At 66.1% G+C, this 14725-nt stretch carries 12 protein-coding genes; all 12 read right to left on the bottom strand.

Going from position 1 to position 14725, the window contains the following annotated elements; translation table 11 throughout:
- Positions 1-161: 161 nt before the first annotated feature.
- Positions 162-1313, bottom strand: coding sequence for a molecular chaperone DnaJ (gene dnaJ, locus ABDJ85_RS14835; protein WP_347705565.1), 1152 nt, complete (start codon positions 1311-1313; stop codon positions 162-164).
- Positions 1314-1387: 74 nt separating this feature from the next.
- Positions 1388-3403: a molecular chaperone DnaK gene (dnaK, locus tag ABDJ85_RS14830; RefSeq protein ID WP_347705564.1), complete on the bottom strand. Its 2016-nt coding sequence runs from the start codon at positions 3401-3403 to the stop codon at positions 1388-1390.
- Positions 3404-3421: 18 nt separating this feature from the next.
- Positions 3422-3934 carry a nucleotide exchange factor GrpE gene (gene grpE / locus ABDJ85_RS14825; RefSeq protein WP_347705563.1) on the bottom strand — a complete coding sequence of 171 codons (513 nt, stop codon included), beginning with the start codon at positions 3932-3934 and terminating at the stop codon, positions 3422-3424.
- Positions 3935-4007: 73 nt separating this feature from the next.
- Positions 4008-5405: an MFS transporter gene (locus ABDJ85_RS14820; RefSeq protein ID WP_347705562.1), complete on the bottom strand. Its 1398-nt coding sequence runs from the start codon at positions 5403-5405 to the stop codon at positions 4008-4010.
- A gap of 39 nt (positions 5406-5444) precedes the next feature.
- Positions 5445-5867, bottom strand: a complete 423-nt coding sequence (locus ABDJ85_RS14815) for an RNA-binding S4 domain-containing protein (protein WP_347705561.1) — start codon at positions 5865-5867, stop codon at positions 5445-5447.
- Complete coding sequence (gene hemH, locus ABDJ85_RS14810; protein WP_347705560.1) at positions 5867-6979, bottom strand: ferrochelatase; 1113 nt, start codon at positions 6977-6979, stop codon at positions 5867-5869. The genes ABDJ85_RS14815 and hemH overlap by 1 nt, the downstream gene beginning before the upstream one ends.
- A gap of 5 nt (positions 6980-6984) precedes the next feature.
- Positions 6985-7956 (bottom strand): adenylate/guanylate cyclase domain-containing protein, encoded by a 972-nt coding sequence (locus ABDJ85_RS14805; RefSeq protein ID WP_347705559.1) that lies wholly within the window; start codon positions 7954-7956, stop codon positions 6985-6987.
- A gap of 72 nt (positions 7957-8028) precedes the next feature.
- Positions 8029-10311, bottom strand: coding sequence for an RNA polymerase sigma factor RpoD (rpoD, locus tag ABDJ85_RS14800; protein ID WP_347705558.1), 2283 nt, complete (start codon positions 10309-10311; stop codon positions 8029-8031).
- 291 nt (positions 10312-10602) lie between these two features.
- The gene (dnaG, locus tag ABDJ85_RS14795; RefSeq protein ID WP_347705557.1) at positions 10603-12459 is read right to left on the bottom strand and encodes a DNA primase; all 1857 of its coding nucleotides are present in this window, start codon (positions 12457-12459) and stop codon (positions 10603-10605) included.
- A gap of 116 nt (positions 12460-12575) precedes the next feature.
- On the bottom strand, positions 12576-12872 hold the full coding sequence (locus ABDJ85_RS14790) for an H-NS histone family protein (protein ID WP_347705717.1): 297 nt from the start codon (positions 12870-12872) through the stop codon (positions 12576-12578).
- A 164-nt stretch (positions 12873-13036) separates the two neighbouring features.
- Positions 13037-13315 (bottom strand): oxidative damage protection protein, encoded by a 279-nt coding sequence (locus ABDJ85_RS14785; RefSeq protein WP_347705556.1) that lies wholly within the window; start codon positions 13313-13315, stop codon positions 13037-13039.
- Between the two features lie 49 nt (positions 13316-13364).
- Entirely contained in the window at positions 13365-14714 is a 1350-nt protein-coding gene (gene argA / locus ABDJ85_RS14780) for an amino-acid N-acetyltransferase (RefSeq protein WP_347705555.1), read from the bottom strand.
- Positions 14715-14725: the final 11 nt, after the last annotated feature.

The raw sequence follows: 14725 nt of genomic DNA, 5'->3' as shown, positions 1-14725 counted from the left end.
TCCGAGCGTCACAGGACACCTTTCGGATATGCGATCGGCTGACTTTAGGCGACATCCAGCAGCAAGGCCCCCGGATTGCGGGGGCCTTGTGAAGTAAGACGCGCTTGCTGCGCCTGTGCACGGCCCTGCGGCCCTGCTGGCGCGACAGGGACTTGTCGGGGCTACTTGAAGAGATCCTTGACCCGGTCGGTCCAGCTCTTGGCGTTGGGGCTGTGCTTCTCGCCGCCCTTCTTGAGCGATTCGTCGAGTTCCTTGAGCAGCTTCTTCTGGTGCTCGGTGAGCTTGACCGGGGTCTCGACGCTGATGTGGCAGTACAGATCGCCCGGGTAGCTGGAGCGCACGCCCTTGATGCCCTTGCCGCGCAGGCGGAAGGTCTTGCCGTGCTGGGTGCCCTCGGGCAGCTCGATCTCGGCCTTGCCGCCGAGGGTGGGCACCTCGATGTTGCCGCCCAGCGCCGCTGTCACCAGCGAGACGGGCATGGTGCAGTGCAGGTCGTCGCCGTCACGCTCAAAGAGGTCGTGCTGCTTGATGCGGATCTCGATGTAGAGGTCCCCCGGCGGGCCGCCGTTGACGCCCGGCTCGCCATTGCCGGCCGAGCGGATGCGCATGCCCTCGTTGATGCCGGCGGGGATCTTCACCTCCAGCGTCTTTTGCTTCTTGACCTTGCCCTGGCCATTGCAGGCCATGCAGGGGTCGGGAATGATCTTGCCGGTGCCGTGGCAGTGCGGGCAGGTCTGCTGGATGCTGAAGAAGCCCTGGCGCATGTGCACCTGGCCCGAGCCCCCGCAGGAGCCGCAGGCCTTGGCGCTGGTGCCCGGTTTGGCGCCGGTGCCGCTGCAGGTTTCGCAGTGCTCCCAGCTGGGAATGCGGATCTGCGTCTCCTTGCCACGCGCGGCTTCTTCCAGCGTGATCTCCATGGCGTAGGACAGGTCGCTGCCGCGGTAGACCTGCTGGCCACCGCCGCCACGCCGGCCACCGGCGCCGCCCCCGAAGATGTCGCCAAAGATGTCGCCAAAGGCCTCGGCAAAGCCGCCAAAGCCTTCCGCCCCCGGGCCGCCCCGGAAGCCGCCCATATTGGGGTCCACGCCCGCGTGGCCGTGTTGGTCGTAGGCGGCGCGCTTCTGGGCGTCGGAGAGCATCTCGTAGGCCTCCTTGGCCTCCTTGAACTTCTCCTCGGCAGCCTTGGCCCCGTCTCCCTGATTGCGGTCAGGGTGGTACTTCATGGCCAGCTTGCGGTAGGCCTTTTTGATCTCGTCCTCGCTCGCGCCTTTGGCAAGGCCGAGGACTTCGTAGTAATCGCGTTTGGAAGCCATTGCAGAGTGGTGCTTTCAAGGCAAAGGCCCGGCGGCGCGGGAGCGCACGGCCGGGCCAGGGCAGGGCGGAGGGCTTACTTGCCGTCCTTGACTTCCTTGAACTCGGCGTCCACGACGTTGTCGTCCTGCGGCTTGGCCGCTTGCGCCTGGGGCTGCTCGGCAGCACCGGCGCCAGCGGCTGCCGCAGCGGCGGCCTCGGCGCCTTGCTGGGCGGCGTACATCTTCTCGCCGAGCTTCTGGCTGGCCGTCATCAGGGCTTCGCTCTTGGCATCCAGCGCGGCTTTGTCGTCGCCCTTGATGGCTTCTTCCAGGTCCTTGATCGCGGCTTCGATCTTGTCCTTCTCGCCAGCCTCAAGCTTGTCGCCGAACTCGGTGAGGCTCTTGCGCACGCTGTGCACGAGGCCATCGGCCTGGTTCTTGGCCGTGACGAGCTCGACCTTCTTCTTGTCCTCGGCGGCGTTGGCCTCGGCGTCCTGGACCATCTTCTCGATCTCGGCCTCGGAGAGGCCCGAGTTCGCCTTGATGGTGATCTTGTTTTCCTTGCCGGTGCCCTTGTCCTTGGCGCTGACGTGCAGGATGCCGTTCGCGTCGATGTCGAAGGTGACCTCGATCTGGGGCAGGCCGCGCGGTGCGGGCGGGATGCCTTCGAGGTTGAACTCGCCCAGGCTCTTGTTGCCCGTGGCCATCTCGCGCTCGCCCTGGTAGACCTTGATGGTCACGGCCGGCTGGTTGTCGTCGGCGGTGGAGAAGGTCTGGCTGAACTTGGTCGGGATGGTGGTGTTCTTCTTGATCATCTTCGTCATCACACCGCCCAGGGTCTCAATGCCCAGGGACAGCGGGGTGACGTCGAGCAGCAGCACGTCCTTGCGCTCGCCGCCCAGGACCTGGCCCTGGATGGCGGCGCCGACGGCCACGGCCTCGTCGGGGTTGACGTCCTTGCGCGGGTCCTTGCCGAAGAACTCTTTGACCTTCTCCTGCACCTTGGGCATGCGGCTCATGCCGCCGACCAGGATGATGTCGTCAATGTCGGCCACCGAGACACCGGCATCCTTGATGGCGGTGCGGCAGGGGGCAATGGTGCGCTCGATGAGCTCGTCCACCAGCGACTCCAGCTTGGCGCGGGTCAGCTTGACGTTCAGGTGCTTGGGGCCGGTCGCGTCTGCCGTGATGTAGGGCAGGTTGACGTCGGTCTGCGACGAGTTGGACAGCTCGATCTTGGCCTTTTCGGCGGCTTCCTTCAGGCGCTGCAGGGCCAGCACATCCTTGGTCAGGTCGACGCCTTGTTCCTTTTTGAACTCGGTGACGATGTAGTCAATGATGCGTTGGTCGAAGTCCTCGCCGCCCAGGAAGGTGTCGCCATTGGTGGACAGCACTTCGAACTGCTTTTCACCGTCGACATCGGCGATCTCGATGATCGAGATGTCGAAGGTGCCGCCGCCGAGGTCATACACGGCGATCTTGCGGTCGCCCTTGCCGTGCTTGTCCAGGCCAAAGGCCAGGGCGGCAGCGGTGGGCTCGTTGATGATGCGCTTGACTTCCAGGCCGGCAATGCGGCCGGCGTCCTTGGTGGCCTGGCGCTGGGCGTCGTTGAAGTAGGCCGGCACCGTGATCACGGCTTCGGTCACTTCCTCGCCGAGGTAGTCCTCGGCGGTCTTCTTCATCTTGCGCAGCACCTCGGCGCTGACCTGCGGGGGCGCCATCTTCTTGCCGCGCACTTCCACCCAGGCGTCGCCGTTGTCGGCGGCGGCGATGGTGTAGGGCATCAGGTCGATGTCCTTCTGGACTTCCTTCTCGCCAAACTTGCGGCCGATCAGGCGCTTGACGGCATAGAGCGTGTTGCGCGGGTTGGTGACGGCCTGGCGCTTGGCGCTGGCGCCAACGAGGATCTCGCCGTCTTCCTGGTAGGCAATGATGGACGGCGTGGTGCGGGCGCCCTCGGCGTTCTCGATGACGCGCGTGGTGTTCCCTTCCATGACCGCGACGCAGGAGTTGGTCGTGCCGAGGTCAATGCCGATGATCTTTCCCATGAGGTGCTCCTGAAGAACTTGCTTGAATGCTTTGGAATTTGTGGATAACTCGGCCGCCTTCAAGGGCGGGCAAGTTGTGAATTACTTGGGCGCGCTGACCGTGACCAAGGCCGGCCGCAGTACGCGGTCGGCGATCAGGAAGCCCTTTTGCAGCACCATCACGATGGTGTTGGGCTCTTGATCGGCCGGCACGGCCGAGATGGCCTGATGCTGGTGGGGGTCGAACTTGGCGCCGGCGCCGGGGTTGATCTCGACGACCTTGTTGCGCTCGAGGGCGCTGGTCAGCTGACGCAGCGTGGCGTGCACGCCTTCCAGCACGGTCTCGACCTTGGCGTCGGGCAGGGCGATGGCGGCAGTGAGGCTGTCCAGCACGGGCAGCATGGCCTCGGCAAAGCCTTCGACGGCGAACTTGCGGGCCTTGGCGACCTCGTCGTCCGCGCGGCGGCGGGTGTTTTCCACCTCGGCCTTGGCGCGCAGGTAGGCGTCGCTCATTTCGGCCAGGCGCTGGTTCAGGCTGGCCAGTTCGGTGGCGGCGTCAGGGGTGCCGGCGTCGGCGCCGGTGTCTTGCGGGGGGGTGGCTTGGTCTTGAGTCATGGCGCAAAAACGGGCAATCCGGCGCCAAATGGGGCCGGTAGCCATGACTTCAAGAGGGCCTTGGAAGGCTTTTTTAGCGGCCGGCTGGCTCTTCCGGCAGGCGGATGGGCTCCAGGCGCGGTGCCAACAGGTGCATCACCACCCAGGCCACCAGGTAGGCGCTGCCGCAGATGACGAAGAGGATGGCATAACCCTCCTCGGTGCGGCCCTGCTCGGCATAGGTCTTGAGCAGCACGCCCGCCGCCCGGGCGATCAGGATGCCGCCAATGGCGCCGGCCATGCCGCCAATGCCCGTCACGCTGGCCACGGTGGACTTGGGGAACATGTCGGACACGGTCGTGAAGATATTGGCCGACCAGGCCTGGTGCGCCGCGCAGGCCAGGGCGATCACGCCGACCGCATACCAGGTGTTGATGGCCCCGAGGTGGGTGGCCGCCAGCACCGACAGCGGCACCAGGGCGACCATGAACATGGTCGTCTTGCGGGCCGCAAAGGGCGCCATGCCACCGCCGATGAGGCGCTTGGGCAGCCAGCCACCCATGATGGAGCCCACGGTGGCCACCGTGTAGACCAGGGCCACGGCAAAGGGCCAGGAGATGACGCCCGGGACCTCGCCCACGAAGCCCGGGTGGCTGGCCAGGTAGGCCGTCGTCTTGCGGGCGTTTTCGTCAGCCAGGAAGGCGGGCAGCCAGAACAGGTAGAACCACCAGATCGGGTCGGTCAGGAACTTGCCCAGCGCAAAGGCCCAGGTCTGCCGAAAGCCCAGCAGCTTGAGCCAGGGCACGTTGCTGGCCGGCGCCTGTTGCTGCTCGTCGGCATCGCTGTGGATGTGGTCGTACTCGGCCTGGCTGAGCTGGCCGCTCTTGAGCTTGTCCGCCGGCGAGGCATAGCCGCGCCACCAGAAGACCAGCCACAGCAGGCCCACGATGCCGGTCAGGATGAAGGCCCACTCCCAGCCCCAGGCGACCGCGATGAAGGGCACGCACAGCGGCGCCACGATGGCGCCCACATTGGCGCCCGAGTTGTAGAGGCCCGTGGCCAGCGCGCGTTCCTTCTTGGGGAACCACTCGGCAATCGTCTTGTTGGCGGCCGGGAAGTTGCCGGCCTCGGTCACCCCCAGCGCCGCGCGCCAGAAGCCGAAGCTCCAGGTGTGGTGGCCAAAGGCATGGCCGATGGCGGCGAAGCTCCAGCCGATCAGCGAGTAGGCATAGCCCTTCTTGGTGCCCACCCAGTCGATGAAACGGCCGGCCGCCAGCATGCCGATGGCATAGGCCAGCTGGAAGCAGATCACCACGGTTGAGTAGTTCAGTTCCTGCTCGGCCTTGGTGGGCCCGAAGACGCCGGCCTCGGCCAGCGGCCCTTTGAGCAGACCCAGCACATTGCGGTCGAGGTAGTTGACCGTGGTGGCAAAGAAGACGAGGGCGCAGATGGTCCAGCGGTAGTTGCCCAGGCGGGCGGTCGTCGAGCTCATGGCGTGGGGCGGGAACGGAGTGAGGGGCGGGCCCGAAAACTACTCAGGGTCGTGAGGGTGCTCGGCTGACCAGCGGTTCCAGTCTGCGAGCCGGCGCCGGTCCTGTTTGGTCGGGCGGCCATGACTCAAGGTGGCGGCAGGCTCGGGCGCCAGGCGTCGGGCCTCGGCGACCGCCTCGCGCTTGAGGCGGCTGGATTCTGTCTCGACATACAGGGTCTGCGCGATAGGTGCAGGCCCGCGCATCGATGAAAGCTTGAGCACGTCCACCTCGCGTTCCAGCACCCCTTGGCGGATGCTCAGGCGGTCCCCCGGCTTCACGTCCCGCGCTGGCTTCACGGGCTGGCCATTGACCCGCACCCGGCCGAGGTTGATCTCGTCCACCGCCAAGGCCCGGGTCTTGTAGAAGCGTGCCGCCCACAGCCATTTGTCGAGGCGCATGGCCTCCAGGACTTCAGCCGCCATCAGCCTGCTGCGCCCGCGTCACGCGCCCGGCGGGCCTGCAGCGCGCGGCTGTCGGCGGACGGGGCCGCCTCACGCGTGGGCCAGCCCTGCAGGTGGCGCTCGGCCAGGTCGGCCAGCAGGCGGATGCTGGCGGGGTGGTCGTTCAGGCAGGGGATGTAGGCAAAGCCTTCGCCGCCGGCCTTCAGGTAGGCGGCGCGCGCTTCCTGGTTGATCTCTTCCAGGGTCTCCAGGCAGTCCGCTGCAAACCCGGGGCAGATCAGGTCCACCCGCTTCACGCCGCTGCGCGCCAGCTTGATGAGCATGGGCTCGGTGTAGGGCTCCAGCCATTTGGCCTTGCCGAAGCGGCTCTGGAAGGTGACCTGCCATTGATCCGCAGCGAGCCCCAGCGCCTCGGCCAGCAGGCGGCCGGTCTTGAGGCATTCGCAGTGGTAGGGGTCGCCGAGCTTGAGTGTGCGCTCGGGCATGCCGTGAAAGCTCATCACCAGGCGGTCGCCCCGGCCCTCTCGCGCCCAGTGCTCGCGCACCGTGGTGGCCAGGGCCTGGATGTAGCCGGGGTCGTCGTGATAGCGGTTGATGAAGCGCCACTCCGGCACATGGCGGGTTTGCAGTGACCACTGGGCCACCGCGTCGATCACGCTGGCCGTGGTGGCGCCGGAGTATTGCGGGTAGGCCGGCAGCACCAGCACGCGGCGGATGCCTTCGCGTTTGAGGGCGTCGAGCTGGTCAGCCACGGCCGGGCTGCCGTAGCGCATTGCGTAGGCCACGCGCACGCGGTGGCCGCGCTCGCCCAGCACGCCCTGCAGCAGCTTGGCCTGGCGGTCGGTATGGACCTTGAGCGGCGAGCCCTCGGCCATCCAGACGCTGGCGTACTTGGCGGCCGACTTGGCCGGCCGCACGCGCAGGATGATGCCGTGCAGGATCAGCATCCAGACGGCGCGCGGGATCTCGACCACGCGCGGGTCGGCCAGGAACTGCGCCAGGTAGCGGCGCAGCGCCGGCGCGGTGGGCGCGTCGGGCGTGCCCAGGTTGCACAGCAGCACGGCCGTGTCGGTATCGATGGGGCCTGCGGGCGTGGCGCCGTGCGTGAACGGCGGTTCAGGGCGAAAGGGCATGGGGGTCAGGAACGCGTCTTGGGGGCGCCGTGGTGCAGCACCTGGGGCACGGTGTCCGCAAAGCGCAGGATCTCGAAGTGCACGGTGGGCGATTGGTCATCCCCCGGCGGGCCACCCAGGCCGATGGCACCGGCGCCGTGCAAGGTGCAGCTGCCGCGCTTGAGGCTGAGCAGCTCGCCGCTCGGGCCAAAGCGCACATAGGTGCCGTTGTAGCTGAGGTCGGTCAGCGAGAAGCTGCTGCCCTGCCAGTCGATGCGCGCGTGAGAGCGCGACACGCGGGCATCGGTGATGCAGTAGGTGGCCTGCACGCTGCGCCCGAGCACGATGGGCAGGGCGGCCAGGTCGAATACGCGGTCCAGGTCACGCCAGACCAGGCGGATGCCATCGGGCTCAGTGCTGGCCATGGGTTCACCAAACTGCGTGGCGGCATCGCCTGTTTGCGAGTGGGCCAGGTCCATGCGGTAGACGTGCACGGGCTCGGCCCGACCGCGCACGGGGATGCGGTCCAGGCTGCGAAAGCGCGCCTTGAGGGTGTGGTGCAGGCCGGTCAGCACTTCGGCGGTGATCAGCGTCTCGCTGTCGCCCGCGTGGTCGATCAGGCGCGCGGCCACATTCACCGCGTCGCCAAAGCAATCGCCCCCCACTTCCACCACCTCGCCTCGCGCCAGCGCGATCTGCAGGCGCAGCGCGAGCATGGCGGGCTGGCCCTGCTGCTGGCCGCGCAGCACCAGACGCTCAATCTGGTCTTGCATGCGCTGCGCGGCGCGCACGCCGTCACGGGGGGTGTCGAACGCGGCCATCAGGCCGTCGCCCAGGGTCTTGATGACGAGGCCGCCCGCCTCGGTGACCGACTCGCCCACCTGGCTGATGGCCTGGGTGATGGCGCTGCTGGCCGCAGCATTGCCGAGCGCCTCGTACAGCCCCGTGCTGCCGCGCAGATCGGCGAAGAGGACAGTGCGGTCGCGCAAGTCGGTCATTGCCGGAAGTTTACGGGGCGCGACCATGAAAAAGGGCCGGCATTGCCGGCCCTTGGGGGAAGCGAAAAAGGGTTACAGATTGTCCAGGTACGTGCGCAGCTTGTCTGAACGACTGGGATGCTTGAGCTTGCGGATGGCCTTGGCCTCGATCTGGCGGATGCGTTCGCGGGTGACGTCGAACTGCTTGCCGACTTCCTCCAGCGTGTGGTCGCTCTGCATCTCGATGCCGAAGCGCATGCGCAGCACCTTGGCCTCGCGCGGGGTCAGGCTGTCGAGGATGTCCTTCACCACGTCGCGCAGGCCAGCCTGCATGGCGGCCTCGATGGGCGCGGTGTTGTTGGTGTCCTCGATGAAGTCGCCCAGGTGGCTGTCGTCGTCGTCGCCGATCGGCGTCTCCATGGAGATCGGCTCCTTGGCGATCTTCATGATCTTGCGGATCTTGTCCTCGGGCATCTCCATCTTCTCGGCCAGCGTCGGGGCGTCGGGCTCGAAGCCGAACTCCTGCAAGTGCTGGCGCGAGATGCGGTTCATCTTGTTGATCGTCTCGATCATGTGAACCGGGATGCGGATGGTGCGGGCCTGGTCGGCGATGGAGCGCGTGATGGCCTGGCGGATCCACCAGGTCGCGTAGGTCGAGAACTTGTAGCCGCGGCGGTACTCGAACTTGTCCACCGCCTTCATCAGGCCGATGTTGCCTTCCTGGATCAGGTCGAGGAACTGCAGGCCGCGGTTGGTGTACTTCTTGGCGATGGAGATCACGAGGCGCAGGTTGGCCTCGATCATTTCCTTCTTGGCGTCGCGGCTGGCCTTTTCGCCCTCGTTCATCCGCTTGTTGATGAGCTTCAGGTCATCGAGCGGCACCACGGCCTTGGCCTGGATGTCGATCAGCTTTTGCTGCAGCTCCTGCACGGGCGGCAGGTTGCGGCTGAGGATGGTGCTGTAGGCCTTGCCGGCCGCCACTTCCTTCTCGGCCCACTTGAGGTTGAGCGCATTGGGCGGGAAGGTCTTGATGAAGTGCTCTTGCGGCATGCCGCACTTGTCCACCACGATCTTGCGCAGCTCGCGCTCGTAGCGGCGCACGTCATCGACCTGGCTGCGCAGGATGTCGCACAGCTTTTCAATCGTCTTGACGGTGAAGCGGATGGTCATCAGCTCGGAGCTGATGATCTCCTGGGCCTTGTTGTAGGACGTGGACTTGTAGCCGTCCTTCTCGAAGGCCTTGCGCATCTTGTCGAAGCCGGTCGAGATCAGGTCGAACTTGACCAGGGCGGCAATCTTGAGCTCTTCGAGCTTCTTGGTCAGCGCCTTGGAGCCGCCATTGCCATCGTCGTCGTCTTCCTCGTCGAACTCGTCGAAGTCTTCTTCGGCCACATAGTCGTCGGCCTCGTCCTCGGCGACGAAGCCGTCCACCACCTCGGAAATCTGGGATTCGCCAGCGCGGATCTTGGCGGCCATGTCCAGGATGTGGGCGATGGTCGTCGGCGAGGCCGAGATGGCCAGCATCATGGCCTGCAGGCCACCTTCGATGCGCTTGGCGATTTCGATTTCGCCTTCGCGCGTCAGCAGTTCGACGGTGCCCATCTCGCGCATGTACATGCGCACCGGGTCGGTCGTGCGGCCGAACTCGGAGTCCACCGTGGACAGCGCGGCTTCGGCGGCTTCTTCGGCTTCTTCCTCGGTCGAGGTGGCGGTGGTGTTGCCCTGGATCAGCAGGGTGGCGGCGTCGGGCGCCTGCTCGTAGACCGCGATGCCCATGTCGTTGAGCATGGACACGATGGCTTCGAGGATTTCCTCGTTGACCAGCTTCTCGGGCAGGTGGTCGTTGATTTCCTGGTGCGTCAGGAAGCCCCGCGTCTTGCCCATCTTGATGAGCGTCTTGAGCTCATGACGGCGCTTGGCGGCTTCCTCTTCGGTCAGCGTGGTCTCTTCGAGCCCGAACTCGCGCATCAGCGCGCGCTCCTTGGCGCGGCTGACCTTCATGCGCAGCGGCTTGGCCTTCTCGACCTCGGCCACTTCGGCTGTGGGTTCCTCTGCGACCTCGTCACCACCGGCTTCAAGCTCGGCGTCGATGTCGCTGAAGTCTTCCTCTTCGTCCTCGACCTTGGCGGCGGCACCCTTCTTGTTCTCGGTCGCCGCCTTGGGCTTGCGGCCGCGCTTGGGCTTGTCGTCGTCGGCCGGGGCCGCAGCCTTGGCGCTCGACTTGGCAGCCGCCTTGGCTGCGGGCTTGGCGGGCTTTTCTGCCTTCTCAGCCTTGGGGGCTGCCTTGCTGGCCTTCACGGGCTCTGCCTTGGCGGCACCCTTCTTCTTCGTGTCTTCGACGGGTTCAGCCTTGGGTGCGGTCTTCTTGGCGGTCATGCAAATCCTTAAGCGGGCGGCAGTCAGGTCGGCGGTGGTTCTGGCGCACAAATGCAGCAGCCACCGGGGTGCCCGGGCCTAGCGACAAAGCTGGCGGGGCGCCTGCGGCGGCTCTCATGCGTCACGAACGATGCCGTGGCGTGGCGCGAACAAGGCTGGCGTGATCGTTTGGTGTGCAGAGGTGGCGGAAAGGGTGGCCTTTCATACCGCTTTGGGTGCCCAGTGTCGCTGGGTGGCCGGGGCCGGCACTGCTCTGCCGTCACTCTTGTTGACGCGCGCTGAAAGGCAAGATTATGACTCAACTGTAGGCGGCAGGCGTGAGGCCTTCAATTCGGCCAGCCGACGCTTGAGCCGGGAGAGTTCTTGCAACTGCGCTGAACTGGGCTGGGCTACGCGGACGATTTCGGCGGCGGCCTGCTCCAGGCGGTCACTTTCCAGCAGACGCAAGGAGGCCCGCAGGTCCGCCAGCGGCTGGGTCTCCTCGGCCAGCCCGACGGTCGGGCGCAGGAGCGCCTGGAAGGGCTCGACCAAGCCGTCGGCAGCGAGCCCGGCTTCGACGACCGCCCAGGGGCTCGGCCCATGGTGCAGCAGGTGGCGCTCTAGCCAGGCCACCAGGTCGCCGTGTCCGCCCGGCAATTCATGGAGCAAGGCGTGCTCCTCCGTGCTCAGGTCGGCCCACAGCTCGTTGTGCTGCAGCAGCAAGCGCACCGCGTGGTCGGCCGCCTTGGCGGGAGAGCGGCGCGCGCCGCGCGGCGCTGCGGCGCGCTGGGGTGGGCCAGCGCGCCCCGGCCGCCTGGTGCTGTCGGCAGCGGGTGGGCGGACGCCTTCAGGCCGTGTGGGCTGGCCGGACCAGAGTGCGCGCAACTCCTCCTCGGGCAGCTGCGCGGCGCGGGCCAGTTCGCCCAGGATCTGGCGCTTGAGCAGGCCGTCGTCCGGCAGCAGGCTCCACAGCGGGCGAGCCGTGGCCAGCATGCGGGCGCGGCCCTCGGGGCCGGCCAGATCGCAGCCTTCGCTGCTGACCTGCAGCAGCTGGCGCGACAACGGCATGGCGGCCTCGACGGCGCGCTCGAAAGCCTCGGCGCCGAGGTCTCGGACGTAGGAGTCCGGGTCGTGCTCGGTGGGCAGGAAGAGGAAGCGGATGGTCCGCTGCTCGGTCGCGTGGGGCAGGGCGGCCTCCAGCGCCCGGCCTGCCGCGCGGCGGCCGGCGGCGTCGCCATCGAAGCTGAACACCACCGAGTCGGTGAATCGAAACAGCTTTTGCACATGCTCGGCCGTACAGGCCGTGCCCAGCGTGGCCACGGCGTTTTCGAAACCGTGCTGGGCCAAGGCCACGACGTCCATATACCCCTCGACCACCAGCGCATAACCGCGCTGCCTTATGCCGGTGCGCCCCTCAAAAAGCCCATAGAGTTCGCGGCCCTTGTGGAAGACGGGGGTTTCCGGGGAGTTGAGGTATTTGGGTTCGCCACGATCCAGGACACGGCCACCAAATCCAATGGTTTCGCCCTGGACGTTTCGGATCGGAAACATCACCCGGTCACGGAAACGGTCGTAGCGCTTTTGCTCCTGCGCGTCGCTGGCCTCCGGCGTGATCACCAAGCCGGCTTCGACCAGCAGCGGGTCGTCATAAGCGGGGAAGGCGCTGGCCAGCGTGCGCCAGCCCTCGGGCGCATAACCCAGGCCGAAATGTTTGGCGATCTGGCCGGTGAGGCCGCGCCGTTTCAGGTATTCGACGGCGCGGGGTGTTTTCTTCAGCTGGGCGCGGTAATGATCGCCGGCCCGGGCCAAGACATCGGTCAAGGTGATCTGGCGGGCTTTTTGTGCCTTGGCGCGCTCACGCTCTTCGCTGCTCCGTTCGTCTTGCGGCACCACCATGCCGACGCGTTGTGCGAGGTCTTCCACTGCCTCCACAAAACCGGCGCCGGTGTGCTCCATCAGAAACCCAATGGCGTTGCCATGCACGCCGCAGCCAAAACAGTGATAGGTCTGGCGGCTGGGGCTGACGGTAAAGCTGGGTGTTTTCTCGCCATGAAAGGGGCAGAGCCCCTTGTGGTTGATGCCGGCCTTTTTCAGCTCGACATGCCGGCCGACGACCTCGACGATGTCGGTGCGGGCAAGCAGGTCGTGGACGAAGCCAGGCGGGATCACGGCGCGAGTCTATCGGGGCGCATTGGACCCAAATCAAAGCCCCAAAACAAAAGGCCACCGCGAGGGTGGCCTGAGGTGTTAGCGCCCTGGGGGCGCAGGCGCACGTGGCGCGAGCTTCAGATGGCGAAGTCGGTCAGCTTGGCGCCGCCGGCGATGGCCGCCTTCAACCACTTGGGCTGCAGGCCACGGCCGCTCCAGGTTTCGCCGGTGGCTTGGTTGCGATATTTGGGTGCCACTTTGGAAACCTTCACCGCGCGCGGTGCGCGGGTGCTCAGGTCGGCCAGGGTCAGGCCGTATTCGGACATCAGCGTCTTGACCTTGGCAATTGCGTCGGAACGCTCGCGGTCCTTGGTTTGGCTGATCTGTTCGTCAAGCGCGGCGCGTTGCGCCAGGAGTTCTTTCAGCGAGGACATGGTCTGAATCCCTTTTTTGCGAAGGTCCAATATCTGGATGGGCGGAATTTAATCCAAGCCCACTGGGTATCGCAAGTATTGAATCGTGGTTTATGCCACATTTGATACTCGCAGCCCAGACTGGCAGCAAAGGGAAACCCTGGGTTCGCGCTTGGATCGGCCCTTCAGGCCGCAGGCGGAACATATCCCGCCGGTTTGTCGCCTCCGTCGCCAAAGAAGAACTGTTCCATCTGGCGGGCCAGATATTGGCGGGCGCGTTGGTCGGCCAGATTCAGGCGGTTCTCATTGACGAGCATGGTCTGGTGCTTCATCCAGGCGGCCCAGGCCTCCTTGCTGACCTCATTCCAGATCCGCTTGCCGAGTTCGGTATGGGCGGGATAGGTCGGGAAATCAAGGCCAGGTGCTTCCTTCTTGAGGTAAGCACATTGAACGGTGCGGGTCATGGTGGATTCCTTTTCAACAGCAAATCGGCGGGCAATGTAGCCGGGCCAATCAAGTCAGGCGCTTCACAAGGACTTGCGAGCGCCGGTCCCAGTTGTATTTGCGCTTGCGCTCCTCGGGCAGCCATTCAGGGTCGACCGTCTGGAAACCGCGCTTGATGAACCAGTGCATGGTGCGGGTGGTCAGCACGAATATGCTTTCCAGGCCCATGGATTTGGCGCGCTGCTCGATGCGCTTGAGCAGGCGGTCGCCATCGCCCTGGCCCTGCACCTCGGCAGAAACCGTGAGCGCGGCCATTTCGGCGGTATGGGCCTCGACATACGGGAACAGCGCGGCGCAGCCGAAGATCACGCCGTCGTGCTCGATGACGGTATAGGCCTGGATATCGCGTTCGATTTCATTCCGATCGCGTTTGACCATGGTGCCGTCGCGCTCGAAGGGGTCGATCAAGGCAATGATGCCGCCGACGTCGTCGGACGTGGCCTCGCGCAGGCTTTCCAGCTTTTCATCGACGACCATGGTGCCGATGCCGTCGTGGGTGTAGACCTCCTGCAGCAGCGCGCCATCCACGCTGAACGGGATGATGTGCGAACGCTCGACGCCGGCCCGGCAGGCGCGGGCGCAATGCCGCAGGTAGAACATCGCCTCCTTGGGCGATGGGTAGGGCGGGCTGCTCGCGAGCATGCGCTCGGCGTCGGCCAGGGCCAGCTCGGTATCCACCGGGCTCTCCGGGTCGTTCGGGTCTTCGGGCACGCCGGCGGACTCGCAGACGAAGACCAGCTTGTCGGCCTGCAGGGCGATGGCGGTGGAGGTGGCCACGTCTTCCATCGTCAGGTTGAAGGCCTCGCCGGTGGGCGAGAAGCCAAAGGGCGATAGCAGCACGATGGCGCCGGTGTCGATGGCGCGCTGGATGGCAGCGGCATCCACGCGGCGCACCAGGCCCGAGTGCTGGAAGTCCACGCCGTCCACGATGCCGACCGGGCGGGCCGTGAGGAAGTTGCCCGAGACCACACGCACCGTGGCATTGGCCATGGGCGTGTTGGGCAGGCCTTGGCTGAAGGCAGCCTCGATCTCGAAGCGCAGCTGCCCGGCGGCCTCCTGCGCGCAGTCCAGCGCCACGGCGTCGGTGATGCGCAGGCCGTGGCTGTAGCGGGCTGGCTGGCCCTTGGCGGCGAGCTGCTCGTTCACCTGGGGCCGGAAGCCGTGCGCCAGCACGATCTTGATGCCCATGGCGTGCATGATGGCCAGGTCCTGCACGAAGCTGTTGAGCTTGCCGGCGGCGATCAGCTCGCCCGGCATCCCGACCACGAAGGTCTCGCCTCGGTAGGCGTGGATGTAGGGCGCCACCGCGCGAAACCACGGCACGAAGGTGTGGGGGAAGACGAAGCTGGTGGCAGTCATGGGCGCGCATT

This window comes from Roseateles paludis, assembly GCF_039872745.1.
Lineage (GTDB): Bacteria > Pseudomonadota > Gammaproteobacteria > Burkholderiales > Burkholderiaceae_C > Pelomonas > Pelomonas paludis.
This window is presented reverse-complemented; position numbering and strand designations above follow the sequence as displayed.